This window comes from Chelatococcus sp. GCM10030263 (assembly GCF_042666455.1).
Classification (GTDB): Bacteria; Pseudomonadota; Alphaproteobacteria; order Rhizobiales; family Beijerinckiaceae; genus Chelatococcus.
In genome coordinates this window covers 318884-333183 of the sequence record NZ_JBHTDB010000005.1, presented here as the reverse complement: position 1 = coordinate 333183, position 14300 = coordinate 318884, and the positions used below count along the sequence as shown (strand labels likewise).

General features: G+C 63.7%; 9 protein-coding genes. 4 read left to right on the top strand and 5 right to left on the bottom strand.

Annotated elements, in window-relative coordinates; genetic code table 11:
- Window positions 1-64 precede the first annotated feature (64 nt).
- From gabT to ACFQU1_RS11850, 4 genes are all read right to left on the bottom strand, one after another.
- Window positions 65-1348 carry a 4-aminobutyrate--2-oxoglutarate transaminase gene (gabT, locus tag ACFQU1_RS11865; RefSeq protein WP_378132679.1) on the bottom strand — a complete coding sequence of 428 codons (1284 nt, stop codon included), beginning with the start codon at window positions 1346-1348 and terminating at the stop codon, window positions 65-67.
- 60 nt (window positions 1349-1408) lie between these two features.
- Window positions 1409-2494: a hypothetical protein gene (locus tag ACFQU1_RS11860; RefSeq protein WP_378132677.1), complete on the bottom strand. Its 1086-nt coding sequence runs from the start codon at window positions 2492-2494 to the stop codon at window positions 1409-1411.
- Window positions 2494-4206, bottom strand: coding sequence for an AMP-binding protein (locus tag ACFQU1_RS11855; RefSeq protein WP_378132675.1), 1713 nt, complete (start codon window positions 4204-4206; stop codon window positions 2494-2496). Before ACFQU1_RS11855 ends, ACFQU1_RS11860 begins: the two co-directional genes overlap by 1 nt.
- A gap of 143 nt (window positions 4207-4349) precedes the next feature.
- Window positions 4350-5246 (bottom strand): LysR substrate-binding domain-containing protein, encoded by an 897-nt coding sequence (locus tag ACFQU1_RS11850; RefSeq protein ID WP_378132673.1) that lies wholly within the window; start codon window positions 5244-5246, stop codon window positions 4350-4352.
- A 443-nt stretch (window positions 5247-5689) separates the two neighbouring features.
- Between ACFQU1_RS11850 and ACFQU1_RS11845 the strand changes: the two genes are divergently transcribed.
- Window positions 5690-7117: a gamma-aminobutyraldehyde dehydrogenase gene (locus ACFQU1_RS11845; protein WP_378134028.1), complete on the top strand. Its 1428-nt coding sequence runs from the start codon at window positions 5690-5692 to the stop codon at window positions 7115-7117.
- A 191-nt stretch (window positions 7118-7308) separates the two neighbouring features.
- On the opposite strand, the gene ACFQU1_RS11840 is transcribed toward ACFQU1_RS11845, so the two are convergent.
- Window positions 7309-8442 carry a hypothetical protein gene (locus ACFQU1_RS11840; RefSeq protein WP_378132671.1) on the bottom strand — a complete coding sequence of 378 codons (1134 nt, stop codon included), beginning with the start codon at window positions 8440-8442 and terminating at the stop codon, window positions 7309-7311.
- Window positions 8443-8921: 479 nt separating this feature from the next.
- Between ACFQU1_RS11840 and ACFQU1_RS11835 the strand changes: the two genes are divergently transcribed.
- From ACFQU1_RS11835 to ACFQU1_RS11825, 3 genes are all read left to right on the top strand, one after another.
- Window positions 8922-10988 (top strand): hydantoinase/oxoprolinase family protein, encoded by a 2067-nt coding sequence (locus ACFQU1_RS11835; protein ID WP_378132669.1) that lies wholly within the window; start codon window positions 8922-8924, stop codon window positions 10986-10988.
- Window positions 10985-13021, top strand: a complete 2037-nt coding sequence (locus ACFQU1_RS11830; protein WP_378132667.1) for a hydantoinase B/oxoprolinase family protein — start codon at window positions 10985-10987, stop codon at window positions 13019-13021. Before ACFQU1_RS11835 ends, ACFQU1_RS11830 begins: the two co-directional genes overlap by 4 nt.
- A gap of 61 nt (window positions 13022-13082) precedes the next feature.
- Window positions 13083-14093, top strand: a complete 1011-nt coding sequence (locus ACFQU1_RS11825; protein ID WP_378132665.1) for a TRAP transporter substrate-binding protein — start codon at window positions 13083-13085, stop codon at window positions 14091-14093.
- Window positions 14094-14300: the final 207 nt, after the last annotated feature.

Below are 14300 nucleotides of genomic sequence, written 5' to 3'. Positions count from 1 at the left end.
AATATCTCTTATCCGGGCATACCGACCTTGTTCGGGACTTGCGCCCTGGTGAGCGGAAACGACTTCACAGACGTGCCGCGACAAGCGCGCGTTCGAGTTTTTGCAATCCCTCTTCCAGGATCGCATCCGGCACGGTGAGCGGAACAAGGATCCGGATCACATTGCCGAAGACGCCGCAGGACAGAAGAACGAGCCCCTCGGCAAGCGCTGCCTGGGTCACGCGTTTCGTCGCTTCCGGGTCGGGCTGATAGGCACCGTGCTCCCGCACGATATCGAAGCCGATCATGGCACCCGGACCACGAATGGCCATGATCGGAACGACGTCATTGCGACTGGCGATCGCGGTAAGCCGCTCCTTGGTCGCCGCACCGATCTGATTGGCGCGCGCGAGGAGGTTCTCCTGGTCGATGACATCGAGCACCGCGAGCGCCGCGGCGCAGGCGAGCGGGTTGCCGGCATAGGTGCCGCCGAGCCCGCCAGGCTCCGGCGCGTCCATGATCGCGGCACGGCCGATGACGCCGGACAAGGGGAAGCCTCCCGCCAGCGATTTCGCCACCGTGACGATATCCGGCTCGATTCCGGAGTGCTCGATGCCGAACATCCGGCCGGTTCGGGCAAAGCCGGTCTGCACCTCGTCGGCGATGAGCAGGATACCATGCGCGTCACAAAGCCTGCGGAGTTCTGCGAGAAGCTCGTGCGGAGCCTCGTAGAAGCCGCCTTCCCCCTGAACGGGCTCGATGATGAAAGCAGCGACCCGCGAGGGTTCGACATCCGCCCGGAACAGGAATTCGAGGCTTCGCAGCGTGTCGGCCACGCTCACCCCGTGATGGGCAACCGGAAAGGGCAGATGCCAGAATTCGGGCGGCATCGGGCCGAAGTTCTTCTTGTACGGCACCACTTTGCCGGTCATCGCGGACGCCACGAGCGTTCTGCCGTGGAAGCCGCCCGCAAAGGAAATGATGCCCGAGCGGCCGGTCGCGGCGCGCGCGATCTTCACCGCATTCTCCGTGGCTTCCGCCCCGGTGCTGAAGAGGATCGTCTTGGCGGGTCCGGAGAACGGGGCGAGCGCGTTGAGGCGCTCCGCCACGGCGATGTAAGGCTCGTAGGGGATCACCTGGAAGCAGGTATGCGTATAGGCATCGAGCTGCCGGCGGACGGCCTCGACCACCCGCGGATGCCTATGCCCGGTGTTGACCACCGCGATGCCGCCGGCGAAGTCGACATACCGGTTGCCTTCCACATCCCATAGCTCGGCATTATCCGCCTTTGCGGCGTAGACCGGATAGGCGGTAGCGACGCCACGCGGTACGGCCCGCAAGCGGCGGTCGAGAAGATCGGCATTCGACATGGGTTGCTCCCCCTTTCGCAGGCCCGGTGACGCGGTTCCGCCGCGCCACGCTTAATCCGCTCACCAATCGGTGGGGCGCAGACGCCAGATGGTGTGATCGGCTCCTTCGGATCGCGATTGCACGATCGACACCTCGACGGGGTCGCCGACGGCGCGCGAGACGACCGTCCATGCCCGCGCGAAGGCCTCCTCAATGGGCCGCGGCGGCACCTGCCAGTTCTCGTATTGCGGCACGCTCAAGCGGGTCCGCTTGTGCACCAGGAGCTGATCCTTGCCCTCGGCATGTCGATCGAACTCGTCTTGAAGCAGCTCGAAGGACTTCTGGAAGAGGTCTGCCGTGCGTGCCCCGGGGCGCGTCTCCTTGATGCCGAATTCCTCGATCAAATGCCGCGCCCAGCTCACGAAGACGGCCCGATGCGAGGCCTCGCCGATGATGACGGCTTCCTCCATGGTCCGGCGGCGCGCGATCTCGGCCAGACCGCCGATGCCGTATTCGGCGTTGTACTTGCGCAGAGCCTTGTTGCGCCGCTCCTGCGGCCATGTGGCCACGCCCAGTTCGGGCGGAGGCCCAGGGCGACCGCGCACTTCTCCGAGGCGGATCTCCAGCCGCTCGTCAGGCCCCAAGGGGCGCGGCGCCTCGTCCCAGTAGCCCGCGTCGAAGGGGCCGCCGGCGAAGATCAGATCGGTCGCGACGAAGCGCAGGCGATCATTGCCCAGCAGCACGCCGTTATTGGCATGCCAAGCCTTGAAATTAGCCATCATGATGTCGATGGGAACGGCCGGCGTGGCCGGTCCCGGCAACAGCGGGCTCGCACCGGCAAAATGCGGCGGCATGTAGAACACCCAGGCCCGCTCGCCTTCATCCCGGTAGCCCATGTCGATCCCGCCGAGCAGGTTCGACAGGCAGTGGTATTTGGCGCAGAGCTGCGGGTGCGGATCGCTCATCAGGTTGAGCTTCTGCACACCGTCCAGGAAATGCGTCAGCTGATGTTGCCGCATGAACTGGAACTCCAGCTCGACGGTCGCCTCACGCCCCCAGCGCTCGAACAGAATGAAGCGCGTCGCCGCATCCATGCAGAACCACACCTGGCTCGACAGCCGCGCTTCCTTGGACCAGTTCGGCCCCTTCCAGATCGTGTCAGACATTATCGAGCTTCCACATTGTTGATGATAGTGCCAGCTTCGCCGTCGAAGGTACTGGCGTTTCTCCACCGCTCGCGGAGCTCAACCTTCTGCACCTTTCCTGTAGAACTCTTAGGAAGCTCTACCGTGATCTCGACGTATCGCGGCACGTAATACTTAGGCATGTTGTCCATCGCCCAAGCGATGATCTCGACGGGGTCCGCCGACCGGTCGGGCCGGAGCACGATGACGGCCTTCACTTCGTCTTCGGTGAACTCCGAGGGCACGCCGATGACGGCCGATTCGAGGATCGCGGGATGCTTGTTCAGGATCTCTTCCACCTCGAAGGCGGAAATGTTCTTGCCGCGACGGCGGATCGAATCCTTCTTTCGCCCGATGAAGTAGAGATATCCGTCGCCATCGCGATGACCGAGATCCCCTGTGTGATACCAGAGATTCTTGAAGACCTCGGCGGTTGCTTCCGGATTGCGAAAGTAACGGGTCATCATCGTGTAGGGCTCTTTCGGCCGGATGAGGATCTCGCCGATCGTGCCGGTTGGAACGGCTTCGTCGAAATCGTCCGCAATCCGCACTTCATAACGATCCGTGATCTTGCCGCAGGCGCCGTCGCGATGCGGAACATCGAGCGGATCCCAGCTCGGCTGGCAGCATTCCGTCGCGCCATATGTCTCGACGATCTTCAGGTTGAAGCGCTTCTCGAACTCCCGCCAGAATGGCGGCGTCGGGCAACTCGAGACGAGGCGCAGTGGATTGTCCGCATCATTCGGTTCGGGCGGGCGCTTATAGAGGATCGTCGTGACCGCGCCCATGAAGGTCGTGAAGGTCACGCCATAATGGCGTATCTCGTCCCAGAAGCGCGATGCACTGAATTTCGGAGCGATGGCCGCCCGAGCGCCACAATGAAGCGCGGTTAGGAAGGTCAGGACCGACGCTTCGGTGTGAAAGAGCGGGTAAGGCGAATAGAGAACATCATCCTCGCCGAGCCCCCAATTGTCGATCATTTCCGCGGCGAAATGCAGCGCGTAACTGTGACTGATCTCCACCGCCTTGGACACGCCCGTCGTTCCGGACGTAAAGACGAGCATCAAGGTGTCGATACGAGAAACATCCGCCGCCACATCTTCAGCCGAGGCGTCCGGCAGATCCTCCAGCCTGCTGATGGTAAAGTGCGACAAGCCTTCGTGGGCGCGGTATTCGCTCGGCCCCTGGATGATGATGTGCTCCAGATGTACGAGCTCCGCAGCAACTTTGGCGATGGCTGCATCGAACTGCGCGTCGAGAACAAGGATCCTGGCTTCCGATACGTTCAGGAGCCGCACCAAAGCGTCGCCCGAGAACTCGGTATTCACGCCCACTTCGATCGCGCCGAACTTTGCCAGCGCAATCCAGTTCAGCAGGAAAGCCGGGCAGTTCGGCAGCATCTGGCAAACCGTGTCGCCTTTCTTCACGCCCAGCCGTTGAAAGCCGCGCGCCATCCGGTTCGTCTCGGCATGGAAGCTGGCGTAGGTGTATTCCACGCCGGGCATCGACAGGAGGACCTTGTCCGGCGTGCGCGCCACATGCTCGGCAAGGCGCGCACCGACCGTCCGCGCGGCTTTCGTTGCAAGCTCTTCCACAGTGGTTCGTCGCAGCGCCATACAAGATCTCCGAATATTGGTCTTTTTTTTGCGGCCGACAGAATGGTGATGCGGTGCGAACGGCGCGGTGACGGTCACAAGATCGCCGCATCAATGCGGCTATCGACGACGTCGTCCTCGTCAGGGATCACCAGCGTGCCGAGAAGGCTCGCCGGAACCAGGGTTGGGCGAGCGGGAAGATTTCGCAAATTCTTTTTTTAGGAGCGTGATTTTCGAATTTTCTATCGACCCCGCCCGCTGTGGGCCATGGAGACGAAACTTTGCGCGGCTTCCGAGAGTTGCGAGCCGCGACGCCAGACGAGACCTACAGGAACGGGGGGAAGACCATCCTCGATCTCGCGCTCCTCGATCTTGTCGCCCTCCAGCGACCAGTGCCTGAAAGCGAGATCGGGAAGAACGGCGATACCGGCGCCTGTCGCCACGAGGCTGCGAACGGCCTCGATCGAACGAGTTCTGAAGGCGATCGGCGGATGCACGTTGCGGCGACGCCAGATGATGTCCGACACATCGTCGATCTCGTCGCCGCTCAACAGAATCTGCGGTTGCGTCGAGAGATCGGCGAAGCTCACCTGGTCCAGGCGGCCCAGCGGATGACCGATCGGAATCCAGACCTTGTAACGCGAGATCGCGACCGGTTCGGTGTTGAACGCGGACATTCCGTCGCCCGGCAGGATCATGATCGCTATATCCAACTCGCCGCTGATGAGGATATGGCCGAGATGCTCACGCGTCTCCTCGACAGCCGTTACGTCGATGAGCGGAAAGGCGCGCCGAAAGCGGGCGAGAATATCGGCCAGCACATAGGCGGAAACGATCGGTGTGACACCGAGCCGGAGCTCCCCTTCGAGCTTGGTCGCGGCGCCGGAGAAGGCAGTGCGGGCACTCGCCACCTCCGAAAGGATCTTCTGCGCGTGGCGGAAGAACTGCTGCCCCTTCAGTGTCAGCGTCATTCCATGCGAGGCGCGCTCGAGCAGCTTGAATCCGAGATCATGCTCCAGGTCCTGAATGGCCTTGCTGATCGAGGATTGCGAGATGGAGAGCTGACGCGCCGCCACGGATACGGATCCGGTCTCTGCGGTTGCCACGAAATAGCGTATCTGTCGGAAGGAAAATGCCACGATCGATACCCCCGATTCAGATGAGAATGCCTGGTCAGCTGCGGCAGCCGAGTACTATCCCTTGAAAGCGAGCGCTTCGGCATCGTACTCGCGAGCAACTGCCGAGGGATTTCGGTGCTATGTATTTTTCCGATTGCCGGTTTCTGCATTTTGTCATGGCCATCCAAGATCATTTTGCGGAAGCTGGCGCCATACAGGTCGAAAGCCGGTATACTGAATGGTGTCACGGCAGAGGGGCCTCGGCTGAAGGATATGCCAGGCCCTGAGGACCGCGCCGCGCGGACAGATGCCGACGGGCGGGCCGATGGGTTGCCCCGCGACAAGCGTCCAGGCGAGCCAAGGCGGTCTTGGCGCAGCCCATGTTCAACTCTCCTCGTCATACCGGCGACGAGGATAGCAAGACCACAGGAGTCACGATGTCGGCCACGCCAGCGCACGTCGATTTGGACGCCAAGATGCTGATCGGGAGCGAGTTCGTCGCGGGGAGCGAACGACCGGAAAAGATCCTGGCGCCCAAGACCGGCGCCACCATTCTCGAACTTCCTGAAGCCTCCCCGCCGCAGATCGATGCCGCGGTCGACGCGGCCGAGCGAGCCTTTGCCGCCTGGTCGCGAACCACACCCGCCGAACGTTCCGGCTATCTGCTCAAGCTCGCCGATCGTATCGAGGCGGAAGCGGCCGACTTCGCACGGCTCGAAGCTTTGAACTGCGGCAAGCCTTACGGGGCTGTCTTGCGGGACGAGATACCCGCCATCGTCGACGTGCTGCGGTTCTTCGCCGGCGCCGCACGGGTTCAGACCGGAAGCGCCGCCGGCGAATATCTGCCCGGCCATACCTCGATGATCCGCCGCGACCCGATCGGCGTCGTCGCCTCCATCGCGCCCTGGAATTATCCGCTGATGATGGCGGCCTGGAAGATTGGGCCGGCCCTCGCCGCGGGCAACACGGTTGTGCTCAAGCCGTCCGAGCAGACCCCGCTCACCACCCTGAAACTGGCGCGGATCGCAGCGGAAATCTTTCCCGCCGGCGTTCTCAACGTCGTGCTCGGACGGGGCGAAAGCGTCGGCAACGCGCTGATCCACCATCCCAAGGTGTCGATGATCTCGCTCACCGGCGATATCGCCACGGGCAAGAAGGTGCTGGCCGCGGCAGCCAAATCCGTCAAGCGGACACATCTCGAACTCGGCGGCAAAGCCCCGGTCATCGTCTATGACGACGCCGATCTTTCGGCGGTGATCGAGGGCTTGAAGACCTTCGGTTACTACAACGCCGGCCAGGACTGCACGGCAGCCTGCCGGATCTATGCAGGCCCCAAGATCTACGACAACCTCGTGGCGGATCTCACCGCCGCCGTCGGCACGATCGGCTATGGGCACGAGGACGACGAGCAGAATCATATCGGCCCCCTGATCTCCGAACGGCAGCGTGGCCGGGTCGCGAGCTTCGTCGAGCGGGCGCGCGAGGCCTCGCATATCGAGATCACCGCCGGCGGACGGCCGGCGAGTGGCTCCGGCTTCTTCTTCGAGCCGACGGTCGTCGCGGGCGCCTTGCAGTCCGACGAAATCGTGCGGCGGGAGGTGTTCGGGCCGGTCGTATCCGTCACGCGCTTCTCCGAACCTGAGCAGGCGGTAGCCTGGGCCAATGATTCCGAATACGGCCTTGCCTCATCCGTATGGAGTTCGGACATCAGCCGGGCGATGGAAACAGCCACTCGCCTCCAATACGGCTGCACCTGGATCAACTGCCATTTCATGCTCGCCAGCGAGATGCCGCATGGCGGCCTGAAGCAGTCGGGCTACGGCAAGGACATGTCCGTCTACGCCCTCGAAGATTACTCCGTCGTTCGCCATGTGATGGTGCGCTTCGCCTGAGCCGAGCGAGTCACCCGTTACTCGTCTATTGCGCGGCGGGGGCGCCCCCCCGCCGCGCGTTCGGCTGTTCCGAATGCCGACATTTGAAGGAGCAGATTCCGGCATCCGCTCCATGACCTATTGCCGAAGCACCGTTTGGCCGGATGACGCCCTCGCCGAGATCGCCCGGCGAGGGTACGACATCGGCCCGCCTATCGTCCGCTGCGACGGAAACGCCAGACGGTCGCCTCGGCGCCTTCAGAGCGTGATTGCTCCACATGGACGAGCACCTCGGGGCCGATCGACCGGGAGATCACAGCCCAGGCGCGCGCAAAGGCCCGCTCGATATCGGCCGGCGGATATTCCCAGCCGGGATATTGCGGAACGCGCAGGCGGGTCCGATCGTGCTTCAGAAGGACATCCCGGCCGTCCTCGATGGTCGTGAATGTGTCGCCCAGGAGGCCGAAGCACTGTTCGAAAAACCAACTCACCTGCCTTTCGGGTGAGGCCTTCCGATCGATCTTCCACTCTGCGGCGAGCGGACGTGCCCAGGCGACGAAGACATCACGATGCGAGTGCTCTGCGATGTCGATGGCGACGTCCATACCTTTGAACTGCGCAATCTGCGCCAGTCCGCCAAGTGCATATTCGGCACTATACTTGCGCAGTGCCCCGTCACGCCGGCCCTGCGGCCACTCGGCTGGCCCGAGCGCCGGAGGCGAGCCGGGAATTCCGCGTTCCTCGCCGAGCCGAATGACATAGCGCTTGTCGGGGGGCACCGGCCCGGGCGCCTCGGAGAAATAGCCGGCGTCATAAGGTCCGCCTGCCTGGATCAGATCGGTCAGGGTAAAGAAGAGGCGGTCGTTGCCCAGCACCGGCCCATTGTTGGCGTGCCAAGCCTCGAATGTGCGCAGCACCACTTCGATCGGCACTGCAGAATGCGCCGAGGTCGGCTGCAGTGGGCCGGTCGCATAGGCCTGCGGTGCGAAATAGAAGACCCAGGCTTTTCCATCGCCATTGTCGCCCTGATAGCCCATGTCGAGGCCGCCCAGGAGATTGGACAGGCAGTGATACATGGCGCAACGGACGTGGTCGGGATGATCGAGGAGCCCAAGTTTAGCCGAACCATCCAGAAAGTGAGCTTCCTGGTGTTTGCGGAGGAACTCGAATTCCAGCCGGGCCGTTTCGGTCACACCAAACTTGTTGATAAAGATCCAGCGGTTGGCCGAATCCATGCCGAACCAGATACTGCTGGCCAAGCGCGCGACGGGCGACCAGTTCGCCTCGGGAATGGCAGAAGTCGGATGCAGCGCCTCGCCAGTTTCCGGCGTATTATCATCTGTCATGAGTTCCTTCCCGATCTTGGGCGGCTCCGTACGTGGCAGCCCCCGAATTGCTGAAGATATTCGCGGCGCCAGTCATCGAATGACCTGCGCATGACTTGGGGTGAGCAAAATTTCATGCGCGGCCGGCTCCAGGGGTCACGCCGTCATCCAGCGCCCTGCACACCAACACCATCGCTGAGCTGATACGCTCGGCCGTTCCGAGCGCGATCTCGGCTTTCCTTTCTGCACTTAATTTACGCTCATTAAGGGAAGTTGTAGCGGCAGAATGGATGACCCGTCAAGTCAGCCGCGGACTTGCCGGCGCACCATGCGGGCGCAAAGCCACATCGGGTGTACTGGGAAAGGAGCCGCGCCATCGAAAAATACGATACCGCTCTTCTTTCTTATACGTTTGAAGCCGCTTGTATCTTTGGCAACACTGGCGCGTCGATGAGGCGAGAACCTCCGCGCGACAGCAACAATGTCCGGGGACAGTTGTTATGAGCAAAGACTTCGTCTGGCTTGGCCTCGATGTCGGTGGCACGTTCACCGATCTTGCCCTGCTGGACGCAAGCGGGCAGGTTCACGCGCTGAAGGTACCGAGCACGCCTGAGGCGCCCGCCGTTGCGGCCTTGCGTGGCATCGATGAATTTCTGTCGCGCGGCCTGCTTCAGCGGCAGGACCTCGACCGGCTCGTGCACATCCACGGCAGCACCATCGCCGTCAATACGCTCATCGAGCGACGCGGGGCTCGTCTCGGAGCCCTCGTCAATACCGGCTTTCGCGACCTGTTCGAACTGGGAAGGCTCGCCATACCCGTGCCGACGGTCTTCACCTCTCGACGGCCGCCGCCCCTGGTGGAAAGGCGGATGGTGAAGGAGATCAGCGGCAGGCTGAACGCCGCGGGAGAAGAAGTCGAACCCATCGACGGCGAAGACGTCCTCGCACGCGTGGCCGAGCTGCGTGCAGACGGAGCGGACATCATCGTCGTCTGCCTCCTGCACAGCTATATCAACGCAAGTCACGAGGAAGAGGTCGCGCGCATCGTCGCATCGCGCTTCGACAATCAGCCGCTCGAACTGTCGTCGCATGTCTGGCCGCAGGCACGGGAATTCGAGCGCGGCGTGCTCGCCTCCATCAATGCCCATATCCGCCCGGCGGTCGGACGCTACCTCGACGATCTGCTCCGCGGCACTGCTGAGCGCGGAATTGCGACCGAACCTCACATCACCAAATCGAACGGCGGCTGCCAGCGTGCCTTGAGCCTCCGCGACAATCCGGCCTCGGCGCTGCTGTCCGGCACGGCGAGCGGCGTTATCGGCGCCGCCGGCATCCTGCGCGAGTGCGGCTATGCCGAGGCCGACGTGGTGACGATGGATGTCGGCGGCACCAGCGCCGACATTGGAGTCATCCGCGGCGGCCATCCCGTTCTCAGCGCGGACGAGCATGTCGCCGACCTGCCGCTGCTGCTTCCCACCATTGCCGTATCGAGCATCGGCGCGGGCGGCGGATCGATCATCGGCGTCGACGAGACTGGCGGCATCACGGTTGGGCCGAAGAGCGCCGGCGCTCACCCCGGACCAGCTTGTTACGGCCGCGGGGGAACCGAGCCGACGCTGACGGACGCCATCCTTTTGCTCGGCTGGCTGCCGGCGGGCCAGCCCCTCGCCGGCCAGATCACTCTCGATGGCGGCAAGGCCCGCGCCGCCCTGTCGACGACCTCCGCGAGGCTCGGCTGCAGCCCCGAGGCCGCCGCCGACGGCGCCGTGTCGATCGCCGTCGCGGCCATGGCAGCCGAGATGACCAAGGTCATTGCCAAACGCGGCGTGGATGCGCCGGATTTCGCGCTCGTTCCCTTCGGCGGCGCGGGTCCGCTCCTCGGCGCGCTCGTCGCCGAGGAGGTCTATATCGACCGGGTCGTCATTCCGCCCCGACCGGGCATCCTGAGCGCCATCGGAGCGCTCCAGGCCAATCTGGAAGGCGACCTCATCGAGCCGGTCTATCGGACAGTGGAGGACGGAGCAGGATCCACCCTCCGGCGGGCGCGGCAGGGGCTCGAAGCCCGGGCGCGGGCGTGGCTGTCGCGGGAGACGCTTCTGGCGCACGAATGCGAAGTCGTCACATTCAGCGCGGAGATGCGCTACGAGCGCCAGAGCTTCGAGATCACCGTCGCCATCGAGCCCGCGCTTCTTGCCGAAGGGCGGGAGAACGAGCTTCGCGAGTGCTTCCACGCGGCCTACCGGCGCATCTACGGACATGAGGAGCGCGCGGCTGCAGTCTTCGTGAAAGAAGTCAGAGCCCATGTCAGCGCCCAGCTTCCAGCGCGTCGCTTCGCAGAACCGGTTCAGGCTGCCGGCCACAGACCGCCCGGTAGAATGGCCATCTGGCTGCGGGGCAAGCCGCGGGAAGCCGGGTTGTTCGCCAAGAACGATCTGCCCGAAGGCGCCGTCATCACCGGCCCGGCAGTGATCAGCCAATCCGATTCCACCACGCTCGTCCCTGACGGCTGGGCTGCGCGACACCATCGCTCGGGCGCCATCATTCTCGATCGAGGCACGCAGCCATGAACCCGGCCCCTGCGGAAACGAACTATCGCGCGCTCATCGAAAGCGCGATCATCGCCAACCATTTCTCGGCGATCGTCGAGGAAATGTCGGCGATCGTCATGCGGGCCGCGCATACGGTTTTCGTGAAGGAGACGCTCGATTACTCGGCAGCACTCGTCGCCGACAATGGTGAGATGTTCGCCTATCCGCGCAGTTGCGTGCCCGTCCTGTGCGGGACACCGCTGAAGCCGGGAATCGAGGCCTTCGAGACTTGGAGGCCGGGCGATGTGCTCATCACCAACGATCCCTATTCGACCTCTGGCATGGTCATGCATCTGCCGGATGTGTTTCTCCTGAAGCCCATCTTCGTGGACGACCGGCTGCTCTGCTTTTCATGGACGTTCATCCACGCTTCCGACGTGGGCGGCGGCGCGCCCGGCAGCCTGGCGACGACGACCAACGACATCTTTCAGGAAGGGGTGCGCATCCGGCCCACGAAGCTTTACAGCGAAGGCGTCTTCAACGACGCGGTGTGGAACATCTTCGCCGACAACTGCCGCATACCGGAACGCAATCTCGGCGACATCAACGCTCTCTTGTCCGCCATGGATCGCGCTGAATTGCGCATGCAGCGCCTGGCCCGCAAATACGGATTCGAGGCCGTCCGAAGCGCGATCACCCGGACCCTTGATCTGACCGAACAACAGGCCAGACGCGCGCTTTCCGAAATTCCCGCCGGATCCTATCGGTTCGTGGATTATCTCGACGACGACTTCGTCAGCGACGTGCCCATCCGTCTGGAACTCACGCTGACATCGAATGGCCACGGCGAGATCGAGCTCGACTTCACGGGCTCAGACCCGCAAGTGCCGGCATCGCTCAACCTGCCCACCGGCGGACAGCGCCGACACCCGCTGCTCTCCTTCGCTCTCATCAATTTCGTCTCGACAAGCCGGCCGGAGCTCAAGCTGAACGCCGGCATCCTGCGCTGCATAGCGCTGAAGCTCCCCGAGCGCTCGGTCGTGAATGCGGCCTTTCCCGCGGCTTGCGGCAACCGCTTCATGACGGCGATGCGCATCTTCGACGCGACACTCGGGGCGCTGTCTCAGGCCATTCCCGGCAAGATCCCCGCCGTCGGCGCGAGTCAGAACGGATTGACCATCATTGCCGCGCCGCCGCTATCCGGATTGGAGCAGCGCATCGCGATTGCCAATCCAGTGCAAGGCGGAAGCGGCGGCGTTCCCGGATGCGACGGCGTGTCCGGCGTGGACCTCGCCATTGCCTTTCTCCGGAACGTGCCCACCGAGATCCTGGAAATGGAAAGCCCGATCCTCGTGCGGAAATTCGGGTTGGTCGCGGACAGCGAGGGCGCGGGAACATGGCGCGGCGGCTTCGCGGTGGAATATGTCCTCGAAGTCACCGAACCGGACGTGACGGTGGTGATGCGCGGCAAGGAGCGCTACCGCTTCGAGCCCTGGGGCGCGGCGGGCGGTCTCTGTGGCACGCGCGGCCGCACGGCCCTGCGCTCGCAGGACGGATCCCTGCGTGACCTCGGCAAGATGCTCATCCTGCGCCCGGAGGTCGGCGACATTCTCGTTCAGCGAGGGATTGGCGGCGGCGGGCTCGGCGATCCCTTCCTCCGGGATCCGGAGCGGGTGTTGAAGGATGTGCGCGACGGCTTCGTCTCGCTGGCGCGTGCGGCTGAGATCTATGGCGTCGCCATCATGAACGATGCCATCGACGAAGCCGGCACGGAACGGCTTCGGCATGCGCGCGCGACCGCCGATCCGCGCGCCATCGATTTCGGCCCCGAGCGACGCGCCTGGATGGAGGCATACGGCGCGGGCGCCGAAACGATCAGGGACCGGCTGCAGTCGATCGATCCGCGAGACCGCCCGCGCATCCGGGCCGCCGCTTTCGCCGCTCTTTTGGCGGGCCAATCGGTCGATGATCTCAGCCGGCTGTTGGAGCTGCAGGCAAACGCAGCCGAAAACCGTCGGCTCCAATCCGTCACACAAACCGCGGCCGGGCGCGCTCCGCGGAGCAACGCTTAGCGGCATCTCGCTGAAACTGCCGTGAGCCAAGACAACAAACGATCCACAACCGGAGGGTGCTATGACTGGACTTACACGGCGCAAGCTTCTCGGCTCGAGCCTGGCCATTGCTGGGATCGGCGCCTTCCACGCTGCCAAAGCCGCGCCGGAACACCGGCTGCGCTGGTCGGTCGGTTTCCCGGCCACCCATCCGATGGTCGTAAGGGCCCGCCAGGCGGCCGAGCGCATCGCGAGCGAAACGCAAGGAACCGTCGAGCTTCAGGTCTATTCCGATTCACAGCTCGGCAATGATGCCTCGGTGATGTCGCAGGTCCGCTCTGGGGCGATCGACATGCAGAATATCGGCGGCGAGGTGCTGTCGACGCTGGTGCCGCGCGCCGGCATGTATGCCATGGGCTTCTCCTTTCCCGACTACGACACCGTCTGGCGCGCCATGGACGGTGACCTCGGCGCCTATTTACGCGGCGAGATCGGCAAGTCCGGCCTTTTCGTGATGGAGAGCATCTGGAACAATGGCTTCCGCCAGATCACCTCGAAGGACAGAGAGATCAAGACGGCCGAGGACCTTGCCGGGTTCAAGCTGCGCGTCCCCGGCAGCCCGGTCTATATCACGCTGTTCGAGGCGCTCGGTGCAGCGCCCACGGCGATCAATTGGGCCGATCTCTATCCTGCGCTGCAAACGGGCATCGTCGATGGCCAGGAGAACCCCCTGGTGGTGATCCAGTCCGGCCGGCTGTTCGAGGTGCAGGGGCGCTGTTCGCTGACGAACCACATGTGGGCGGGCACCTGGTGCATCGCCAACCAGCGCCGCATGGACAGCCTCCCGGACGATGTCAGGCAGATCGTCGTTCGCAACGTGAACCAAGCTGCGTCGCTGGAACGCTCCGACACCATGAACGGGGAAGCGGAAATCAGGAAGCAGCTCGAGGCCGAGGGCATGCGCTTCAACACGCCGGATCTGGCCTCCTTCCGCGAGAGGCTGAACAGAGGTACCTATTACGCGTCCTGGAAATCCAGGTACGGCGATGAAGGCTGGGCTTTGCTGGAGAAATACTGTGGCAAGTTGGGCTAGATAGCCGGTGGCGGCAGCCCAGCTCAGAGGGGCCGCGGCACCATAGTCGAGCTTGCGCTAGTCTGATCTCGTGCTCAGAGGCGGCTTCGGTTCAATCTGATCAACTCGCCGCTCCTGCATCGAAATGGCGGAGATAACCGCCACCGCGTGGCCGCCCCGTAGGACAGCCTGCAGAACGACGAGGTGAAGGCCCAAACGGCGCGGCGG